The 20,488-nt window shown below is 55.8% G+C and carries 17 protein-coding genes and 1 tRNA gene; 17 read left to right on the forward strand and 1 reads right to left on the reverse strand.

Features of this window, described 5'->3' with window-relative positions; translation table 11 throughout:
• The first annotated feature begins 213 nt into the window (after nt 1–213).
• The 11 genes from tuf to rplA all read left to right on the forward strand — a co-directional run bounded on the left by tuf (nt 214) and on the right by rplA (nt 7,356).
• On the forward strand, nt 214–1,389 hold the full coding sequence (gene tuf / locus O2N63_RS03905; protein ID WP_271052911.1) for an elongation factor Tu: 1,176 nt from the start codon (nt 214–216) through the stop codon (nt 1,387–1,389).
• A 198-nt stretch (nt 1,390–1,587) separates the two neighbouring features.
• Nucleotides 1,588–2,655 carry a GSCFA domain-containing protein gene (locus tag O2N63_RS03910; protein WP_271052912.1) on the forward strand — a complete coding sequence of 356 codons (1,068 nt, stop codon included), beginning with the start codon at nt 1,588–1,590 and terminating at the stop codon, nt 2,653–2,655.
• Complete coding sequence (locus tag O2N63_RS03915; protein WP_271052914.1) at nt 2,636–3,430, forward strand: hypothetical protein; 795 nt, start codon at nt 2,636–2,638, stop codon at nt 3,428–3,430. Before O2N63_RS03910 ends, O2N63_RS03915 begins: the two co-directional genes overlap by 20 nt.
• Nucleotides 3,431–3,588: 158 nt before the next feature.
• A tRNA-Trp gene (locus tag O2N63_RS03920) sits at nt 3,589–3,664 on the forward strand.
• A gap of 152 nt (nt 3,665–3,816) precedes the next feature.
• Nucleotides 3,817–4,404, forward strand: coding sequence for a hypothetical protein (locus tag O2N63_RS03925; RefSeq protein ID WP_271052916.1), 588 nt, complete (start codon nt 3,817–3,819; stop codon nt 4,402–4,404).
• Between the two features lie 128 nt (nt 4,405–4,532).
• On the forward strand, nt 4,533–4,724 hold the full coding sequence (gene secE, locus O2N63_RS03930; protein WP_271052917.1) for a preprotein translocase subunit SecE: 192 nt from the start codon (nt 4,533–4,535) through the stop codon (nt 4,722–4,724).
• A gap of 242 nt (nt 4,725–4,966) precedes the next feature.
• Nucleotides 4,967–5,500, forward strand: a complete 534-nt coding sequence (nusG, locus tag O2N63_RS03935; RefSeq protein WP_271053352.1) for a transcription termination/antitermination protein NusG — start codon at nt 4,967–4,969, stop codon at nt 5,498–5,500.
• Between the two features lie 109 nt (nt 5,501–5,609).
• The gene (locus tag O2N63_RS03940) at nt 5,610–5,738 is read left to right on the forward strand and encodes a hypothetical protein (protein ID WP_271052918.1); all 129 of its coding nucleotides are present in this window, start codon (nt 5,610–5,612) and stop codon (nt 5,736–5,738) included.
• A 33-nt stretch (nt 5,739–5,771) separates the two neighbouring features.
• Nucleotides 5,772–5,999, forward strand: a complete 228-nt coding sequence (locus O2N63_RS03945) for a hypothetical protein (protein ID WP_271052919.1) — start codon at nt 5,772–5,774, stop codon at nt 5,997–5,999.
• A gap of 231 nt (nt 6,000–6,230) precedes the next feature.
• On the forward strand, nt 6,231–6,656 hold the full coding sequence (rplK, locus tag O2N63_RS03950) for a 50S ribosomal protein L11 (protein WP_271052920.1): 426 nt from the start codon (nt 6,231–6,233) through the stop codon (nt 6,654–6,656).
• Between the two features lies 1 nt (nt 6,657).
• The gene (gene rplA, locus O2N63_RS03955; RefSeq protein WP_271052922.1) at nt 6,658–7,356 is read left to right on the forward strand and encodes a 50S ribosomal protein L1; all 699 of its coding nucleotides are present in this window, start codon (nt 6,658–6,660) and stop codon (nt 7,354–7,356) included.
• Between the two features lie 155 nt (nt 7,357–7,511).
• On the opposite strand, the gene O2N63_RS03960 is transcribed toward rplA, so the two are convergent.
• Nucleotides 7,512–8,132, reverse strand: a complete 621-nt coding sequence (locus O2N63_RS03960; protein WP_271052923.1) for a TetR/AcrR family transcriptional regulator — start codon at nt 8,130–8,132, stop codon at nt 7,512–7,514.
• Nucleotides 8,133–8,239: 107 nt separating this feature from the next.
• Here O2N63_RS03960 and O2N63_RS03965 point away from each other — a divergent pair, with 107 nt between their 5' ends.
• The 6 genes from O2N63_RS03965 (at nt 8,240) to rpoC (ending at nt 20,354) form a co-directional block, all read left to right on the forward strand.
• Nucleotides 8,240–9,256, forward strand: coding sequence for an SDR family oxidoreductase (locus tag O2N63_RS03965; RefSeq protein ID WP_271052924.1), 1,017 nt, complete (start codon nt 8,240–8,242; stop codon nt 9,254–9,256).
• Nucleotides 9,257–9,435: 179 nt separating this feature from the next.
• Nucleotides 9,436–10,353, forward strand: a complete 918-nt coding sequence (locus O2N63_RS03970) for a glycosyltransferase family 2 protein (RefSeq protein ID WP_271052925.1) — start codon at nt 9,436–9,438, stop codon at nt 10,351–10,353.
• Nucleotides 10,354–10,701: 348 nt separating this feature from the next.
• Entirely contained in the window at nt 10,702–11,214 is a 513-nt protein-coding gene (rplJ, locus tag O2N63_RS03975) for a 50S ribosomal protein L10 (protein WP_271052926.1), read from the forward strand.
• A 72-nt stretch (nt 11,215–11,286) separates the two neighbouring features.
• Nucleotides 11,287–11,661, forward strand: a complete 375-nt coding sequence (rplL, locus tag O2N63_RS03980; RefSeq protein ID WP_271052927.1) for a 50S ribosomal protein L7/L12 — start codon at nt 11,287–11,289, stop codon at nt 11,659–11,661.
• A gap of 240 nt (nt 11,662–11,901) precedes the next feature.
• A complete protein-coding gene (gene rpoB / locus O2N63_RS03985) occupies nt 11,902–16,038 on the forward strand; it encodes a DNA-directed RNA polymerase subunit beta (RefSeq protein ID WP_271052928.1) in 4,137 nt (1,378 codons plus the stop codon).
• A 50-nt stretch (nt 16,039–16,088) separates the two neighbouring features.
• Nucleotides 16,089–20,354 (forward strand): DNA-directed RNA polymerase subunit beta', encoded by a 4,266-nt coding sequence (rpoC, locus tag O2N63_RS03990; RefSeq protein WP_271052929.1) that lies wholly within the window; start codon nt 16,089–16,091, stop codon nt 20,352–20,354.
• Nucleotides 20,355–20,488: the final 134 nt, after the last annotated feature.

A 20,488-nucleotide genomic window follows, 5' to 3' on the forward strand; every position in this document is an offset into this window, starting at 1 on the left:
CGCGAGCAGGGTGTAAGTCCAGGTGATTTAGGCAGGTCCGTTGCATAGGTGCCCTCACGGGTATTGCAGGATGCGACACAGGTCGGGAAAAGTGACAGGTTTCGGTGTCTATCCATGCAGGGAAGGCTTGATTTTCCCGCCCCAACCAAGTAACGAGCGCGCGAAGAAGAACCCCGGGGGCATGTTGCCCCCCGCAAGACAAGGCAAGGCGTAATGGCTAAGGAAAAGTTTGAACGCGGTAAACCGCACGTCAACATCGGCACCATCGGTCACGTTGACCACGGCAAGACCACACTGACGGCAGCGATCACCAAGTATTTTGGTGACTTCAAAGCCTATGACCAGATTGACGGCGCGCCGGAAGAGAAAGCTCGCGGCATCACCATCTCGACCGCACACGTTGAGTATGAGACCGAGAACCGTCACTACGCTCACGTTGACTGCCCGGGTCACGCTGACTACGTGAAGAACATGATCACCGGCGCCGCCCAGATGGACGGTGGTATCCTGGTTGTGAACGCTGCTGATGGCCCGATGCCGCAGACCCGCGAGCACATCCTGTTGGCCCGCCAGGTTGGTGTGCCTGCTCTGGTTGTCTTCATGAACAAAGTTGATCAGGTTGACGATGAAGAGCTGCTCGAGCTGGTTGAAATGGAAGTTCGTGAGCTGATGAACGAATACGACTTCCCGGGCGACGACATGCCGATCATCGCGGGTTCCGCGCTGGCCGCCATGGAAGGCCGTGACAACGCAATCGGTGAAGACAAAATCCGCGAGCTGATGGCTGCTGTGGACGAGTACATCCCGACCCCGGATCGTCCGGTTGACGGCGACTTCCTGCTGCCGATCGAAGACGTGTTCTCGATCTCGGGCCGTGGTACTGTTGTGACCGGCCGTGTTGAGCGTGGCGTTGTGAATGTTGGCGACGAGATCGAAATCGTTGGCATCAAAGACACCCAGAAAACCACCTGTACCGGCGTTGAAATGTTCCGCAAGCTGCTTGATCGCGGTGAAGCTGGCGACAACGTTGGCGTTCTGCTGCGCGGTATCGACCGTGAAGCTGTTGAGCGTGGCCAGGTTCTGTGTAAGCCGGGTTCGGTTAACCCGCACACCAAATTCGAGGCAGAAGTTTACATTCTGACCAAAGAAGAAGGTGGCCGTCACACCCCGTTCTTTGCGAACTACCGTCCGCAATTCTACTTCCGTACCACCGACGTGACCGGCACTGTTCAGCTGCCGGAAGGCACCGAAATGGTCATGCCGGGCGACAACCTGAAGTTCAACGTTGAACTGATCGCCCCGATCGCCATGGAAGAAAAGCTGCGCTTCGCCATCCGCGAAGGCGGCCGCACCGTTGGTTCCGGCGTTGTGTCGAAAATCGTTGAGTAATTGGCAATGCGGCTTCGCGTAAGCGAAACGCATTGAGTGGGTGGCAGGCGAATTGCTCGCAAATCGCCGAGAACCCACCGCGCTAATGTTCAGATGAAAGGGCCGCTCGATTGTGCGGCCCTTTTGCGTGTGGGGTGGTTTGCAAGCTGTACGAAATCACTTATTGCTTGATCATTGAGGCGGTAAAAGGTGTGTGCCATGGGGCATCCATATGAAGACCTGCAGGAAACAGCTTTCTGGCGCACAGCAGTGGCTGAAAAACATTCGTTGCATATCTCGGGATTGTGGCAGCCTCGTTTCAAGATTGGGCTTGATGACCGGATCGTGACCGCGGGCTCTTGTTTCGCCCAACATTTCAGTCGGGCTTTGGTGAAGCGCGGGTATAGTTGGTTCAATGCCGAGCCAGCGCCCAAGTTCCTTTCAGCTGACGATGCCTCACGGTTCAACTACGGGATTTTCAGCTTTCGCACCGGCAATATTTACACGGCGCGTATCCTGCGCCAATGGCTGGAATTGGCGTTTGGCGCGCGTGATCCGATTGAAGAGGTTTGGGAAAAAGAGGGCCGATTCTACGATCCATTGCGCCCGGTAATCGAGCCAAACGGTTTTGCAAGTGCCGATGAAATGTTGGCCTCACGCGAAACCACGCTGAGATCTATACGGGAGGCGGTTCAAGGCACGGATGTCTTTGTTTTTACCATGGGGCTGACCGAAAGCTGGCAGAACAGTGAGCTGGATTACGAATATGCGCTTTGTCCGGAAACCGTAGCTGGAACATTTGACCCGGACCGGGATCAGTTTGAAAATCAGAGTTTCGAGGCGATCCAAGCGGATATGGCCGCCGCGATTAAACTCCTGCTCCGAGAAAACCCGTCGATCCGGGTTATGTTGACGGTGTCCCCCGTTCCGCTCACTGCAACGGCATCAGGGGATCATGTCTTGGTTGCGACGAGCTATTCGAAATCCGTGCTGCGTGCTGTCGCGGGGGCAATGCGCGACCGGTTTGAGCACGTCGACTATTTTCCATCCTATGAAATCATTACCAATGCCGCCTTTGGGGGCCAGTTCTTCGCGCCGAACAAAAGATCCGTTGTGCCGGAGGGGGTCGATTTCGTGATGCGCAATTTCTTTGCCGATCAGGAACGGGTTTTTGGGAAAAATGCCCCTGCCAAGAAAGCGCGCGCGCCGCGCAGGGGTAAAGCTGCACCCACGCAAGACGATGTTCGCTGCGAAGAGGAGATGCTGAATGCCTTCGCGCAAAGCTAAACCGGAGAAGCGCAAGCTGCGTGTCTGCCTTTACGGTGACAGTAACCTGGCCGCCCTGCGACTGGCCTTCAATGAGGGTTACGATCCGGGGGATGATGTTGAGGTGAGCTTCTTTGGCGCTCAGGGACCAGCATTCCGCCAGCTTCGACAGACAAAGGATGGGGTGCAGGCAGACAAGAAGCTCATCAATGGCAAAGAGTTGATCAGCACTGACGGACGTAGCGGCATTAAGCCGAGTGATTTTGATGCAATCCTGTTCATCGGGGCGCGGCTAAGGGCGCATGAGTATTTTCATGCGGTAATGCCTGGTCTTTTTCACCGCGACCGCAGCCTGTCGCTTGCGGTGCGTGAGGCCATGACTGCAAAGTTTCTGAGTTCCTGTCGCTCTGTGCGCATCGCGACGCTCTTCTCTTCCAACGGTATGCCATTTGTCGCCTTTGCTCCGTCCGGTTTTTTGAATGAGGGGCTGTCAAAGTCTCACCGCTGGGAGGAATTGGCCGGAATCGAAATCGCGAAACAAACTGACCGTGCAGCGATCTGGTCGGTGCTCGAGGAGGAGTTGTCAAAACGTGGCGTCACCCTGATCGCTCAACCCGAGGAAACTGTGGCCAGCGGTTGCCTGACCAAGGCCCAATATGCGGTAGATGATGCCAAGGCATTAGGCGATGCGGTTCACAAGAATGAGGCCTATGGAAAGATCATTCTAGACCACTTCTTTGGCTCGAAGGAGTTTGCCGCCCTGCGTGTGCCTGTTCGAGAATCAGAGTTGAGCTGAAGGTGACGATACGGTTTGGAATGGCGCCTGTAGCTCTAGGGGGCGTCTTGCCGGAATGACAAAGTTTCAATTTCGATCTTTTTCCGTTCTACCTGTCTCGTCATTGGATTTCTCCCTTGCGCCCCCGTTCGACTTGTCGTAATCCAACACCCGGCCTTAGGGGTATAGCTCAGTTGGTAGAGCGACGGTCTCCAAAACCGTAGGTCGCGGGTTCGAACCCTGCTGCCCCTGCCATTTCCCGATTTTGAACCCGTCATCTTGCCGTCCAATCGAGCATTGCTCTTGCGTGAAAGATGTGCCTGATTCCACAGGCTTTTCTTATGGTCGCCCAAATCCCGCCCCAATTTTTCTTATTGATTGCATGCATCACAATGAAACTTCGGGCCATGAAACCAATGACAGACAATCTGTACCATGCCCCCATCAAAATTGGGGCAAGTGACGTTACCGAGTGCCCAACACCGTATGTGTCATCTAAAAAATCGAATTCTGCTGGCGTATCTACGCGGGGCATCGAAACCTTGTACAGTTTGCCCAATTCAAACGCGTTTTCGCCGTCGAAGGACGAGGTGATCAAAGATGACAGCCCTTTGGGGCGTGTGAGGAAGCGTCAGGCTGAACGGGCCGCAGAGGTGTATTCGTTGATGACGGATATTCCGCAGGTTCCCAGACAGCGCAAGAGGGAAAAAAGTTTGACTTTTTCGGCGCTTAAAGCGGCGTTGAATAGACGAAATATCACGAATCTTATGATTGTCATGACCGTTCTGGTTGGGGCGTTTGATGTCCGGTATCTGCCGGTGCTTGCCGCAGGTGTAGCGATCATCTGCGTCTGGTTCGTGGTTCATTTTGTTGCAGATTTTTTTGAGTTCGGATTGGAATTCAACTCTTCGGATGTGCGCAACAAGGATTTGAAGGCCAAGTTGGGCGCGGACCCATATGAAAAGCTGACTTCAAACTCCCGTCGCAAACAGTGATCGACAGGGCAGATCCGCGCTTTCACAAGAGAATGTCATACAAGTGACCACAAGTTTCACGGGCGGGCTTGAAAATCCCGCCCGCTTTGCGTATTTCACCGCCTGACCCTGAAAGGCTGAGAAATATCATGACCAATCCGCTTCAATTCATTCAGCAGGTGCGCGCCGAGGTTTCCAAGGTGACTTGGCCGACCCGTCGCGAAGTGATGCTGACCACAGCAATGGTCTTTGTGCTGGCCTCGCTCACCGCGCTGTTCTTTTCGCTGGTGGATCTTGGCATTCGCAGTGCGCTGACCGCCGTTCTGGGCATGTTCGGCTGAACCTGTCTGAAGGCTCTGCCGATCCGGTAAAGAGCCATGAAATTATCACGCGCCCTCTTGAATTCTCACTGTTTCAGGAGTAGTTCGGGCGCTAGTTCCGGGACGGGCGTGCGGCGAATCAAGTTGCACGCCGCTTTTTTGTTCCCGGAGGCCATGATTGCGCTGGTTGGGCGCAAGGCGGCATAGAAATGATCCGGGGCGCAATTGCTCCCTAAAACGTGTTGAAACGAGACGAGGCTGAAATGGCGAAACGCTGGTATTCGGTAAGTGTACTGTCGAACTTCGAAAAGAAGATCGCCGAACAGATTCGTTCGGAAGTGGTCGAAAAAGGTCTGGAAGATCAGATCGACGAAGTTCTGGTGCCGACCGAAGAAGTGATCGAAGTGCGTCGTGGTAAAAAAGTGACCACCGAACGCCGCTTTATGCCGGGGTACGTTCTGGTCCACATGGAAATGTCGGATGAGGGTTATCACCTGATCAACTCGATCAACCGCGTCACTGGTTTCCTCGGCCCGCAAGGCCGCCCGATGCCGATGCGTGACGCTGAGGTGCAAGGCATACTTGGTCGCGTTGAAGAAGGCGTTGAGGCGCCGAAACTGTTGATCAGCTTCGAAGTGGGCGAGAAGGTCAATGTGACCGACGGACCGTTCGAAGGCTTTGACGGCACAGTGGAAGAGGTGGACGAAGAGGGTCAACGCCTCAAGGTCACCGTGTCGATCTTTGGTCGCGCCACACCGGTTGAACTGGAATACACGCAGGTCACCAAACAGGCTTAAGTTTCAAAGCTATTCAAAAACAAAAAAGCGGCCCCACGGGCCGCTCTTTTTGCCTTCTTGCCTAGGTAGAACTCTCAGGGTTCACGCCCAATGGGTAAGGAGTTTTGAGATGAGTGAAGCATTGTATCGTTCAATTGAAATTTATTATGATATTGAAAGCATCCCCGGAACGTTTGATCATCCTTTGGAATTCCGCAACGCTGCGATGGAGCTGATCGAAGGCGCATTGGATGATTAGAATGCGGGCGAATGGAGTGGCGCGGAAATTGGCATGGGCGAAGTGAATTTCGGCTTTTCGGTACATGACTTTGACAAAGCTGAGGGGATTGTTCGAAACGCCGTAAAGGGAACCGATTTCGAGGGCATCAGAGAAATCACCCGGTTTGAAATGGATAAAAACGAATTGTCGGATATGGCAGCGGATGCTCCCAAAGTGAATCCGTTCTGGTTCCTGCTGAAACTCTTTGTGAAAAGCCTGTTTCGTCGGGGCTCTACCTGATCCTCGCCCGGCCCCCATGAAAAGAGGCCAGCCAAAAGCGCTGCCGGATGGGCGTGAGGAATACGTCTTGTAATATTATCAATGCAGGTGTATTCCGCGCAGGTCGCAATGTGGGATTCCCATAGGGCGATTCCTTATGTGGGAGGCGCGGCCGTCGCGATGGCCAGACCAGACCACAAACCCCAAAGCATCATCAACGCGTGATGATGTGGTGATAACAGGAGAAGCCAAATGGCTAAAAAAGTAGCTGGCACCATGAAGCTGCAGGTCCCTGCAGGTCAAGCCAACCCCTCGCCGCCCGTCGGCCCCGCGCTGGGTCAGCGCGGCATCAACATCATGGAATTCTGTAAGGCCTTCAACGCGAAGACCCAGGAAATGGAGCCCGGCGCGCCGTGCCCGACCGTGATCACCTATTACCAGGACAAGTCCTTCACCATGGACATCAAGACGCCGCCTGCGTCTTACTACCTGCGTAAAGCTGCCAAGCTGAAGTCGGGCGCGAACAACCCGGGTCGTGAGACCGTGGGCACCGTGACCGCCGCTCAGGTGAAAGAAATCGCCGAAGCGAAAATGAAAGATCTCAATGCGAACGATATCGAAGCCGCAATGCTGATCATCCTGGGCTCTGCCCGCTCCATGGGCATCGAGGTGAAGTAAGATGGCGAAACTGGGTAAACGCACCAAAGCCGCTCGCGAAGCATTCGCCGGCAAAGAAAACCTGACTGTGGAAGATGCAGTTGCTCTGGTTAAGGGCAATGCAAACGCCAAGTTTGATGAAACCGTGGAAATCGCCCTGAACCTGGGCGTTGACACCCGTCACGCTGACCAAATGGTCCGCGGTGTGGTTGGCCTGCCGAACGGCACTGGTAAATCCATGCGCGTTGCCGTGTTTGCACGTGGTCCGAAAGCTGAAGAAGCTCAGGCCGCTGGTGCAGACATCGTTGGCGCCGAAGACCTGATGGAATCCATCCAGGGTGGCAACATCGATTTCGATCGCTGCATCGCAACCCCGGACATGATGCCTGTTGTTGGTCGTCTGGGTAAAATCCTCGGCCCACGCAACCTGATGCCGAACCCCAAAGTTGGCACCGTGACCATGGACGTGAAAGCGGCCGTGGAAGCAGCCAAAGGTGGTGAAGTGCAGTTCAAAGCCGAAAAAGGCGGTGTTGTGCACGCAGGCGTTGGTAAAGCATCCTTCGACGAGGCCAAGCTTGTTGAAAACGTGCGCGCCTTCGTGGAGGCCGTTCAGAAAGCCAAGCCGTCGGGTGCCAAAGGCGCTTACATGAAAAAGGTCGTTCTGACCTCGACCATGGGTCCGGGCGTCACCTTGGACATCGACAACGCAACCGGCAACTAAAACCGGCTGCAATCAATTGCGAAAGGGCGTCCTTCGGGGCGCCCTTTTTCTATGGGGGTGTCCTTATATCGGTGGGGCTGGGCTGAGTGCATTTTTGACAGGTTCTGCGGTTTCCAGGGACGTCAATCACCTGCCAAATTGCCGTCTGAATTGACTTAAGGATGGGCCAGTCCGAGTCCCCTGAACGCCCACTGTAGGCATTTCGAAATTTCGTTTTTGGCCACGCCCTCCGCTTGCATCCTGATCGCGCTGGCGATCTGAGCGTCGGCATACAGGGCAGCGGTGGCTGTCGGGATTTCCACCGGAAATTGCCCATTCTTCTTGGCGCGATCAATCCAATCCTCAATTCGGGCCAGCGAGCTTTTACACATCAGTTCAATTGCTTCGTTGGTTTGAGGGCCAAGTTCATTGCGGCATTGGCGCATTTGTCCAAGCAGGCATCCCGCCGGAATGCCCAGTTTCGCGCGATCCTCAAGGGCCAGTTCAATTAAGGCGTCCAGCGCATCGTTAAACGGTATATCTGCGCTGAGGATCTCAAAGAGCTGCGCGAGAATGGCGTCACGATAAGCCTCTAATGCTGTTCGCCTCAGTCCATCTTCGCTCCCGAATTCCCGGTAGAGCCCCGGTTTGGATACACCTGCACGCCTGCAAATCTCATTGATCGAGATGGCTGTTGGGCCTTCGCTCCAATAGCTTTCCATTGCAACTTGTAGCACGTGGTCGCGGTCTAGGGTCTTGGGGCGTCCGCGGTGGGGTTTCTGAGTTGTTGCTTCCATAAGATACCAACCAGTATTTAATGCTTGCTTTGAATCATAAAATACCAGTAGGTACGGAAAAATCCAACCCGATTCTGTCGGGCGTCTGAACTCAAGGAGCAACGAAGATGAATACGGTACTTTTGACGGGCATATCTGGCTACATCGGGCTGCATAGCGCCAAACAACTGCTGGAGGCTGGATACACTGTTCGCGGCACTGTCCGCTCTCAGACAAAAGGCCAAGAGGTTCGCAATACGCTTACCGCAGCGTCGGTCGATACAAAGAACCTGACAATTGTCGAACTTGATTTGACCTCAGACCGTGGCTGGGACGACGCCGCAAAGGGATGTGACTTTGTCATGCATATGGCCTCGCCATTTGTCATCGCGAACCCCAAAGATCCGCAAGCATTGATCACCCCTGCTGTTGATGGTTCCTTGCGCGCGCTGCGTGCCGCTAAAAAAGCGGGTGTAAAGCGGGTTGTGTTGACCAGCTCTGTTTTGTCGATGATGGGGAGCATGAAGACCGGCACATTCGGCCCAAGTGACTGGACCGATATCGATGCGCCTGATGTCAGCACCTACACCAAAAGCAAAACCCTTGCGGAAAAGGCTGCCTGGGATTTCGTCAATTCTCAGGAAGGCGACGACCAAATGGAGCTGACCGTCATCGCCCCCGGCGGAGTGTTTGGCCCGCCGCTGGGTCGCAATATCACTGGCCAATCCATGTCGATGCTGGATCAAATGCTTCGCGGCAAGCTGCCGATGGTTCCAAAAGCAGCATTCCCGATGGTGGATGTGCGCGACGTGGCCAAGCTGCATGTGCAAGCGCTGACGCTGCCTGAGGCCACCGGTAAACGTTTCATCGCGGCAAGCGCAGAACCAAACGGTTTCCAAAGCGCCGCGCAGTTCCTCAAGGACGAAGGGTACAAAGGCCCCAGCACGCGTATCGCCCCGGATTTCTTGCTGCGCCTGATGGCAAAGTTCGACCGCGAAGCCAAAGGTATGCTTGGTCTTTTGGGAATGCACCTGAGCTCAAACAATTCAGAGACGCGCGAATTGTTTGGCTGGACACCGATCCCATTCCAGCAATCGGTGCTTGAAACTGCAAAGGCCGTGAAAACCATTCAGGGCAAAGCATGACGTAGAACCGTGGAGAAGCTGCCGTTGGCATTTGCCTGACCCGCGGCAGCTTTATCCGCAGCAGACCATCACGGTTTGCAAAGAGGTTTCGTCTTTTTGGCAACGGGCTGGATTGCCAATGCCCTTGCCCACACCTAGGGTGTTTCACGATCTAGCAGTGTTCAAGGGTATGGTCCGCAATGGCAGAGCGGTGGCAGGTTGCATGTATTCTGAAGGAACGGCTGGAGATCACCCTTCGGTTCGTTGCTTGGTATCTGGATCTTGGTGCCGATCACATCACGCTGTTTTTTGACAACCCGCAAGACAAAGCCATTGCGGTTTTGGCAGATGAACCCAAGGTGACCTGCATTCCCTGTACGCCTGAGTTCTGGCGCTCAATCGGTGTGGATCCAGAGCTGCGGTTTCCGAAACGTCAAAATCTGGCGCTGACCCATGCCTATCAACAGGTTGAAGATGGGTGGCTTTTGAATGTGGATAGCGACGAGCTTCTTCTTGTTCGTGATGATGTATCCACATTTCTTGAGACGGTGCCGCAAAAGGCGCATTCTGTCCGCGTTCTCCCGGTTGAGCAATTGCATACTGGCAAAACTGAGGTGCTGCATCTTCGCGCGGCCATGAATAAGGAAACCGCTCGGTTTGTTTATGGGGAAGATGCTCGATTGTTCGGACCGCGGCGCAGGGGGCTGGTGGGCCATTCGCAGGGCAAGTCCTTTATTCGGGCAGGGGTGCAGGTGACGTGGTTGCGTCAGCATTGGCCCGTCCTGCCAAAGGGGCAGGACCATCACGAGGTGGTGGTGCGACCCTCCGATAATTTTTTGCTTGTTCACATGATGGGAGAAGACTTCCGTGCCTGGCGGTCCAAACTGGAATGGCGTCTGAGCTCGGCCAATTTCTCTCCAACCCTGCGCGAGCATGTGCAGGCAGCCCTTGCCAGCGATGCGCCGAGAAAAGATCTGCGCCGCCTATATCGTGCGCTATATCATGCCGAGACGCCCAAATTGCAGCGTATGGCAGAACAGGGTGTTTTGTTTCAGATTTCGGATGACCTTGATGCGCCGGCAAAGCTTCGCTACGCTGATGTCCTGAAGTCGCGGTGATTTCCTGGCCTCCAATTGCGAATTGGGGGTTGGAAAATGCGCGCAAACGTCCTAGATAAACCTTGCAGCTCAGCGTGCGATTCGTCGTGCGCTGTTTTGCATTTCGTCCGAGACGGTGGGTGACCCCGGCGGGCCAATGCGACAAGCGGCTGATAAGGCTGACTTTCGTGGGCACGCAAGGATCATAATTCCTGCCTGAGACGGGAAATGGACAAAAGAATTCTCTTGGCCTGCTGGCCCTGGGGCGATTTTGCGAAGGACCCGTAAAGGACCCGATTGCCGGGTTTTCCCTGAAAACCTGGTGAAATATGAGCCGGGGGGTTCGCCTCCCATACTTGGAGTGAAACTGTGGATAGAGCACAAAAAGAGAAACTGGTCGAAGAGCTCGGCCAAATCTTTGAAAGCTCTGGCGTTGTAGTGGTTGCCCACTACGCGGGTATGACAGTTGCTGAAATGCAGGACCTGCGGTCGCAAATGCGCGAAGCTGGCGGGTCGGTGCGTGTTGCCAAGAACAGGCTCGCCAAAATCGCTCTGGAAGGTAAGCCGGCCGCTTCGATCGCCGACCTCCTTTCGGGCATGACCGTTCTTGCCTATTCCGAAGATCCTGTGGCTGCTGCCAAGGTGATGGATGCATATGCCAAGACCAACGACAAGTTGGAAATCCTTGGTGGTGCAATGGGCGAGACCGCTCTGGATCTGGCTGGTGTGAAAGCCGTTGCCGCTATGCCGTCGCGTGAAGAGCTTATTGCTTCGATCGTGGGCTGCATTGGCGCGCCTGCTTCGAACATCGCTGGGGCCATTGGCGCACCTGCTTCGAACATTGCATCCATTCTCTCGACCATCGAAGAGAAGGCTGCTTAAGCAATCTGAAATCCCCGTGTTTGGAACAAGCATACACGTTGGAACACATCTAAATCGAACGGAAACAGTAAAATGGCTGATCTGAAAAAACTTGCTGAAGAGATCGTTGGTCTGACCCTTCTCGAAGCACAAGAACTGAAAACCATCCTCAAAGACGAGTACGGCATCGAGCCGGCTGCTGGTGGCGCTGTTGTTATGGCTGCCGGTGGCGACGCTGGTGGCGCCGCTGAGGAAGAAAAAACCGAATTCGACGTCGTTCTGAAGAACGCCGGCGCTTCGAAAATCAACGTGATCAAAGAAGTTCGCGGTCTCACCGGTCTTGGCCTGAAAGAAGCCAAAGAGCTGGTCGAAGCTGGCGGCAAGATCAAAGAAGGCGTGGACAAAGCCGAAGCAGAAGACGTGAAAGCCAAGCTGGAAGCAGCTGGCGCAGAAGTCGAACTGGCCTAAGCTTTACGCTTTTTGGGGGGCTCACCCCTGCAAATACTGGCTGGGCCCGGAGGAATCCGGGTCCAGCCGAACCTGTCTTGGAGAGGGGTTATGCGTAACCCCCCTCCTGGGAAAGGTTCGGACGGGAGGAGGCCCTTGGGACGGTCTCCATGAATTTGTCCACCCCCCAATCTCGGACGAGGCGTTGCCGGGGACCCGACGGTCGGCGCCACAGTTGAGAACATGAAAGGTAGTTACCGGATGGCGCAGACCTATCTTGGCCAAAAACGCTTGCGTAAATACTACGGCAAAATCCGTGAAGTATTGGAAATGCCGAACCTGATCGAGGTTCAGAAAGCTTCTTACGATCTATTTCTTAAATCTGGCGACCAGCCTCAGCCGATGGACGGCGAGGGCATCAACGCCGTATTCCAGTCGGTTTTCCCGATCAAGGATTTCAACGAAACCGCAATTCTCGAGTTCGTAAAATACGAGCTGGAAACGCCGAAATTCGACGTGGAAGAATGCCAGCAGCGCGACCTGACATATTCGGCGCCGCTGAAGGTCACCCTGCGTCTGATCGTTTTTGATATCGACGAAGATACCGGTGCAAAATCGGTCAAGGACATCAAAGAACAAGATGTGTTCATGGGCGACATGCCTCTGATGACCCCGAACGGCACTTTTGTCGTGAACGGCACCGAGCGCGTGATCGTATCTCAGATGCACCGTTCGCCGGGCGTGTTCTTCGACCACGACAAGGGCAAGACCCATTCGTCGGGCAAACTGCTTTTCGCTTGCCGCATCATTCCCTATCGCGGCTCGTGGCTCGACTTTGAATTCGACGCCAAGGACATCGTCTTTGCCCGCATCGACCGTCGCCGCAAACTGCCTGTGACCACCCTGCTTTATGCACTGGGTCTGGACCAGGAAGGCATCTGCGACGCTTATTATGAAACCGTGAACTACAAGCTGAAGAAGAACAAAGGGTGGGTCACCAAGTTCTTCCCCGAGCGTGTTGCCGGCACCCGTCCGGTGCAAGATCTGATCGACGCCAAAACCGGCGAAGTGATTGCCGAAGCTGGCAAGAAGATCACCCCGCGCGCCGTGAAAAAGCTGATGGAATCCGGTGAAGTCACTAACCTTCTGGTGCCGTTTGACAGCATTGTTGGCCGTTTTGTTGCCAAGGATATCATCAACGAAGAAACCGGTGCGATCTATGTCGAAGCCGGGGACGAACTGACCCTGGAACATGACAAGGACGGTGAGCTGATCGGCGGTTCGCTGAAAGATCTGCTGGATGCAGGCTTCACCGACATTCCGGTTCTCGATATCGACAATATCAATGTTGGTCCTTACATCCGCAACACGCTGGCCGCAGACAAGAACATGGGTCGCGAAACCGCGCTTATGGATATCTATCGCGTTATGCGTCCGGGTGAACCGCCCACGGTTGAAGCTGCGTCGAACCTGTTCGATACTCTTTTCTTCGACAGCGAACGTTACGACCTGTCGGCCGTTGGCCGCGTGAAGATGAACATGCGTCTCGACCTCGACGCCGAAGACACCCAACGCACCCTGCGTCGCGAAGACATCATCGCCTGTATCAAGGCGCTGGTGGAACTGCGCGATGGTAAAGGCGACATCGACGACATCGACCACCTCGGCAACCGTCGTGTGCGTTCGGTCGGCGAACTGATGGAAAACCAGTACCGTGTTGGCCTGCTGCGTATGGAACGCGCGATCAAAGAGCGTATGTCGTCGGTCGAAATCGACACCGTCATGCCGCAAGACCTGATCAACGCGAAACCGGCTGCGGCTGCTGTGCGTGAATTCTTCGGCTCGTCGCAGCTGTCGCAGTTCATGGACCAAACCAACCCGCTGTCGGAAGTCACTCACAAACGCCGTCTTTCGGCGCTTGGGCCGGGTGGTCTGACCCGCGAACGTGCTGGTTTTGAAGTGCGTGACGTTCACGCCACCCACTACGGCCGTATGTGTCCGATTGAAACGCCGGAAGGGCCGAACATTGGTCTGATCAACTCGCTGGCCACCTTTGCCCGCGTGAACAAATACGGCTTTATCGAAACCCCTTATCGTAAGGTTGTGGACGGCAAAGTGACCGATGAGGTCAACTATATGTCCGCCACCGAAGAGATGCGTCACACCGTGGCTCAGGCCAACGCGCATCTGGACGAAGAAGGCCGGTTCGAGAACGATCTGGTGAACACCCGCCAGTCGGGTGAATACACCATGGCGCAGCGTGAAAGCGTTGACCTCATTGACGTGTCGCCGAAACAGCTGGTGTCTGTTGCGGCTTCGCTGATCCCGTTCCTCGAAAACGACGACGCCAACCGCGCTCTCATGGGCTCGAACATGCAACGTCAGGCTGTGCCGCTGCTGCGTGCCGAAGCGCCTTACGTGGGCACCGGTATCGAAGGCAAGGTTGCGATCGACTCGGGTGCGGCCATTCAAGCCAAACGCGGCGGCGTGATCGACCAGGTGGATGCCACCCGGATCGTTGTGCGCGCCACCGAAGATCTGGCCTTGGGGGATGCTGGCGTTGACATCTACCGTCTGCGCAAGTTCCAGCGTTCGAACCAGAACACCTGCATCAACCAGCGTCCGCTGGTGAAAGTGGGCGACAAAGTGTCCAAAGGCGAAGTGATCGCCGATGGTCCGTCGACCGATATGGGTGAACTGGCTCTGGGTAAAAACGTGGTTGTCGCGTTCATGCCCTGGAACGGCTACAACTACGAAGACTCGATCCTGATCTCCGAGCGCATTGCGCGTGACGACGTGTTCACTTCGGTTCACATCGAAGAGTTCGAAGTCGCCGCTCGTGACACCAAGCTTGGGCCGGAAGAGATCACCCGCGACATTCCGAACGTCGGTGAAGAAGCGCTGCGCAACCTCGACGAGGCTGGCATCGTTTACATCGGTGCGGACGTTGAACCGGGCGACATTCTGGTCGGTAAGATCACCCCGAAAGGCGAAAGCCCGATGACGCCGGAGGAGAAACTCCTGCGTGCCATCTTCGGCGAAAAAGCCTCGGACGTGCGCGACACCTCGCTGCGCGTGAAGCCGGGTGACTTCGGGACAGTTGTGGAAGTACGTGTCTTTAACCGCCACGGTGTGGAAAAAGACGAACGTGCTCTGCAGATCGAGCGTGAAGAAGTCGAAAGCCTTGCCCGCGACCGTGATGACGAGCTGAACATCCTTGAGCGCAACATCTATGCGCGCCTGAAAGGCATGATCCTCGGCAAAGTGGCTGTGAAAGGCCCGAAAGGCGTGAAAGCCGGTTCGACCATCTCGGAAGAGCTGCTGGAAACCCTGTCGCGCGGTCAATGGTGGCAGCTCGCCCTTGAGGACGAAGATGACGCCAAGATCGTGGAAGCTCTGAACGAACAGTTCGAAGCCCAGAAACGTGCGCTTGAGCATCGCTTTGAAGACAAGGTTGAGAAGGTCCGTCGTGGCGACGATCTGCCGCCGGGTGTGATGAAGATGGTCAAAGTCTTTATCGCCGTGAAGCGTAAGCTTCAGCCGGGCGATAAGATGGCCGGTCGTCACGGGAACAAAGGTGTTATTTCCAAGGTTGTACCGATGGAAGACATGCCGTTCCTCGCTGATGGTACCCCGGTTGACTTCTGTCTCAACCCGCTGGGCGTGCCCTCGCGGATGAACGTTGGTCAGATCCTTGAAACCCATATGGGTTGGGCCGCGCGCGGTCTGGGTCTGAACGTGGACGAAGCCCTGGGTGAGTACCGCCGTTCCGGCGATCTGACCCCGGTGCGCGAAGCCATGCGCATCGCCTATGGCGACGATGTCTATGAAGAAGGCATTGTTGGCATGGACGAAGACGAGTTGGTGGATGCCGCAGGCAATGTCACCCGCGGTGTGCCGATTGCCACCCCGGTCTTCGACGGTGCCAAAGAGGCTGACGTGAACGATGCGCTGACGCGCGCCGGTTTCGACACCTCGGGCCAATCGGTTCTGTTTGACGGTCGCACCGGTGAACAGTTCTCGCGCGAAGTGACGGTGGGTGTGAAATACCTGCTGAAACTGCACCACCTGGTGGACGACAAAATCCACGCGCGTTCGACCGGACCATACTCGCTTGTTACCCAGCAGCCGCTGGGTGGTAAGGCGCAGTTCGGTGGTCAGCGCTTTGGTGAGATGGAAGTCTGGGCTCTGGAAGCATATGGCGCGGCTTACACGCTGCAAGAGATGCTTACCGTCAAGTCGGATGACGTTGCTGGCCGTACCAAAGTGTACGAGTCGATCGTCAAAGGCGAGGACAACTTCGAAGCCGGCGTGCCGGAATCGTTCAACGTTCTCGTCAAAGAAGTCCGCGGCCTCGGCCTCAACATGGAACTCCTGGATGCGGAGGGTGAGGAGTAAGGCGCCCGCCTTACCCCTCCCACCCTTCCCCTTAGAAAAAGGAACGCAAAATGAACCAGGAATTGACAACCAACCCGTTCAACCCGCTGACCCCGCCGAAGGTTTTTGACGAAATCAAGGTGTCGCTGGCCAGCCCGGAACGGATCCTGTCTTGGTCCTATGGTGAGATCAAGAAACCTGAAACCATCAACTACCGTACGTTCAAGCCCGAGCGTGACGGCCTGTTCTGTGCGCGTATCTTTGGCCCGATCAAAGATTACGAATGCCTCTGCGGCAAATATAAGCGCATGAAATATCGCGGCGTTGTCTGCGAGAAATGTGGTGTTGAAGTTACCCTTCAAAAAGTGCGCCGCGAGCGTATGGGCCACATCGAACTGGCAGCGCCTGTTGCGCATATCTGGTTCCTCAAGTCGCTGCCGTCGCGCATCGGCCTGATGCTGGATATGACCCTTCGTGATCTGGAACGTATCCTCTATTTCGAGAACTATGTGGTGATCGAACCGGGCCTGACTGACCTCAACTACGGTCAGCTGATGTCCGAAGAAGAGTTCATGGATGCGCAAGACACTTACGGCATGGACGCCTTCACCGCGAACATCGGTGCAGAAGCCATCCGTGAGATGCTCAGCCAGATCGATCTGGAAGCCGAAGCCGAACAGCTGCGCGCTGATCTGGCCGAAGCCACCGGTGAGTTGAAGCCGAAGAAGATCATCAAGCGTCTGAAGATCGTTGAATCGTTCCTCGAGTCGGGCAACCGCCCCGAGTGGATGATCATGACCGTTGTGCCGGTCATCCCGCCAGAGCTGCGCCCGCTGGTGCCGCTGGATGGTGGCCGTTTCGCGACCTCGGATCTGAACGATCTGTATCGCCGCGTAATCAACCGGAACAACCGTCTGAAGCGTTTGATCGAACTGCGCGCACCCGACATCATCGTCCGCAACGAAAAGCGGATGCTGCAAGAGTCGGTTGACGCTCTGTTTGACAACGGCCGTCGCGGTCGCGTGATCACCGGCGCCAACAAGCGTCCGCTGAAATCGCTTTCCGACATGCTGAAAGGTAAGCAAGGTCGCTTCCGTCAAAACCTTTTGGGTAAACGCGTCGACTTCTCGGGTCGTTCGGTCATTGTGACCGGCCCGGAACTCAAGCTGCACCAATGTGGTCTGCCGAAGAAGATGGCGCTGGAACTGTTCAAGCCGTTTATCTATTCGCGCCTCGAAGCCAAAGGCCTGTCTTCCACCGTGAAGCAAGCCAAGAAACTGGTGGAAAAAGAGCGTCCCGAAGTTTGGGATATCCTTGATGAGGTGATCCGCGAGCACCCGGTCATGCTGAACCGTGCGCCAACGCTGCACCGTCTTGGCATCCAGGCGTTTGAACCGGTCCTGATCGAAGGTAAAGCGATCCAGCTGCACCCGCTCGTTTGTTCGGCGTTCAACGCTGACTTCGACGGTGACCAGATGGCTGTTCACGTACCGCTTTCGCTGGAAGCCCAGCTGGAAGCCCGTGTTCTGATGATGTCGACCAACAACGTGCTGTCGCCTGCAAACGGCGCGCCGATCATCGTTCCTTCGCAGGATATGATCCTTGGCCTCTACTACATCTCGATGGAGCGTGAGGGCATGAAGGGCGAAGGCATGGTCTTTGCTGACGTTGACGAAGTGATCCACGCGCTCGACGCGGGTGAAGTGCATCTGCATGCCAAAGTCACCGCCCGTATTCCGCAGGTGGATGACGAAGGCAACACCGTCATGCAGCGCTTTGAAACCACGCCGGGCCGGATCCGTCTTGGTGCGCTCTTGCCGCAGAACAACAAAGCACCGTTTGAGCTGGTGAACCGTCTTCTGCGGAAGAAAGAGGTGCAGCAGGTCATCGACACCGTCTACCGTTATTGCGGTCAGAAAGAGTCGGTTATCTTCTGTGACCAGATCATGTCGATGGGCTTTAAAGAAGCGTTCAAGGCTGGCATCTCGTTCGGTAAGGACGACATGGTGATCCCCGACAACAAGTGGACCATCGTGGACGAGACCCGTGAACAGGTGAAAGGTTTCGAACAGCAGTATATGGACGGTCTCATCACCCTTGGCGAGAAATACAACAAGGTGGTCGATGCCTGGTCGAAATGTAACGACAAGGTCACCGACGCGATGATGGGCACGATCTCGGCCAACAAGCGCGACGAAAATGGCGCCGAAATGGAACCGAACTCGGTTTACATGATGGCTCACTCCGGTGCGCGTGGTTCTGTCACCCAGATGAAACAGCTGGGCGGCATGCGCGGCCTGATGGCAAAACCTTCGGGCGAGATTATCGAAACGCCGATTATCTCGAACTTTAAAGAAGGTCTGACCGTGCTTGAGTACTTCAACTCGACCCACGGTGCCCGTAAGGGTCTGTCGGATACCGCTCTGAAAACCGCAAACTCGGGTTACCTGACCCGTCGTCTGGTGGACGTTGCCCAAGACTGTATCGTGCGCGAAGTGGACTGCGGCACCGATAACGCGATCACCGTGGAAGCGGCTGTGAACGACGGTGAAGTTGTCGCCTCGCTTGGCGAACGCGTTCTGGGCCGTGTGGCGCAAGACGATCTGATCAAGCCGGGCACCGACGAAGTGATGGTTGCCAAAGGCGAACTGATCGACGAACGCAAGGCTGATGTGATTGAAGAAAGCGGCATCGCTGCTGTACGCATCCGCAGCCCGCTGACCTGTGAGGCCGAAGAAGGCGTTTGCGCCAACTGCTACGGTCGTGACCTCGCCCGCGGCACCCGCGTAAACACCGGCGAAGCTGTCGGCATCATCGCGGCACAGTCGATCGGTGAGCCCGGCACGCAGCTGACCATGCGAACCTTCCACATTGGTGGGGTTGCACAAGGTGGTCAGCAGTCGTTCCAGGAAGCCAACCAGGAAGGCAAGATCGAGTATCGCAATGCCAACATTCTGGAAGATCGCCACGGTGAAACCGTTGTGATGGGCCGGAACATGGTTGTCGCTATCGTCGACGAAAACGGTGTGGAACGCGCTGCGTTCAAGCCGGGCTACGGCGCCAAGCTGTTTGTCAAGGATGGCGCAAGCGTGTCCCGTGGCGACAAGCTGTTCGAATGGGACCCGTTCACCCTTCCGGTGATCGCTGAGAAAGACGGTAAGGCCAAGTTCCTCGACCTGACCACCGGGATCGCTGTTCGTGATGAAACCGATGACGCAACCGGCATGACCCAGAAGATCGTGACCGACTGGCGCGCGGCGCCGAAAGGTAACGAGCTGAAGCCGGAAATCATCGTGGTGGACGAAGACGGTGAACCCGTGCGCAATGACGCGGGCAACCCTGTTGCTTACACCATGTCGGTGGATGCCATTCTGTCGGTGGAAGACGGTCAGTCGATCAAGGCGGGTGACATCGTTGCGCGGATCCCGCGTGAAGGGTCGAAGACCAAGGACATCACCGGTGGTCTGCCGCGTGTTGCTGAACTCTTCGAAGCGCGTCGTCCGAAAGATCACGCAATCATCGCCGATATCGATGGTTACGTGCGCTTTGGCCGCGACTATAAGAACAAGCGTCGTATCTCGATCGAACCGGCTGAAGAAGGCCAGGAGGCGGTCGAATACATGGTGCCCAAGGGCAAGCACATTCCGGTTGCGGAAGGTGACTTTATCCAGAAGGGCGAATATCTGATGGACGGTAACCCCGCGCCGCACGATATTCTGGCTGTTATGGGCGTTGAAGCCCTTGCCAACTACATGATCGACGAAGTTCAGGACGTGTATCGTCTGCAAGGCGTTAAGATCAACGACAAGCACATCGAGGTGATCGTTCGCCAGATGCTGCAAAAGTGGGAGATCCAGGATTCGGGTGAAACCACACTGCTCAAGGGTGAGCACGTGGATAAGGTCGAATTTGACACTGCAAACGAGAAAGCGGCAAGCGAAGGTCGTCGTCTGGCATCGGGTGAACCAATCCTGCTCGGCATCACCAAAGCGTCGCTGCAGACCCGTTCGTTCATCTCGGCAGCCTCGTTCCAGGAAACCACCCGCGTTCTTACCGAAGCATCTGTCCAAGGTAAGCGGGATAAGCTGGTTGGTCTCAAGGAGAACGTCATTGTCGGTCGCCTGATCCCAGCTGGCACCGGTGGGGCAACCCAGGACGTGCGCCGTGTGGCTCAGGCCCGCGACAGCGTCGTGATCGAAGAGGCTCGCGCCGAAGCCGAAGCCGCAGCCCTTCTGGCGGCTCCGACTGAGGATGCGTCGACCGTATTCGGATCGGATAACTCGGATGATCTGGGCCTGATCGACACCCCGGAAATGGGTGGCGACGAACAGCCCTAAACGCTGATCAACAAGACATGCAAAAGCCCCGCCCATTCCGGCGGGGCTTTTTCGTTGTGAGGGACGGCGGGGCGCCATCGCATTCGCTCTGGCGCGCTGTCGGTGGCTCGCTTCACGAGCCTGTGCCTCTGGCG

Origin of the sequence: Aliiroseovarius salicola (assembly GCF_027891095.1) — a bacterium.
Lineage (GTDB): Bacteria > Pseudomonadota > Alphaproteobacteria > Rhodobacterales > Rhodobacteraceae > Aliiroseovarius > Aliiroseovarius salicola.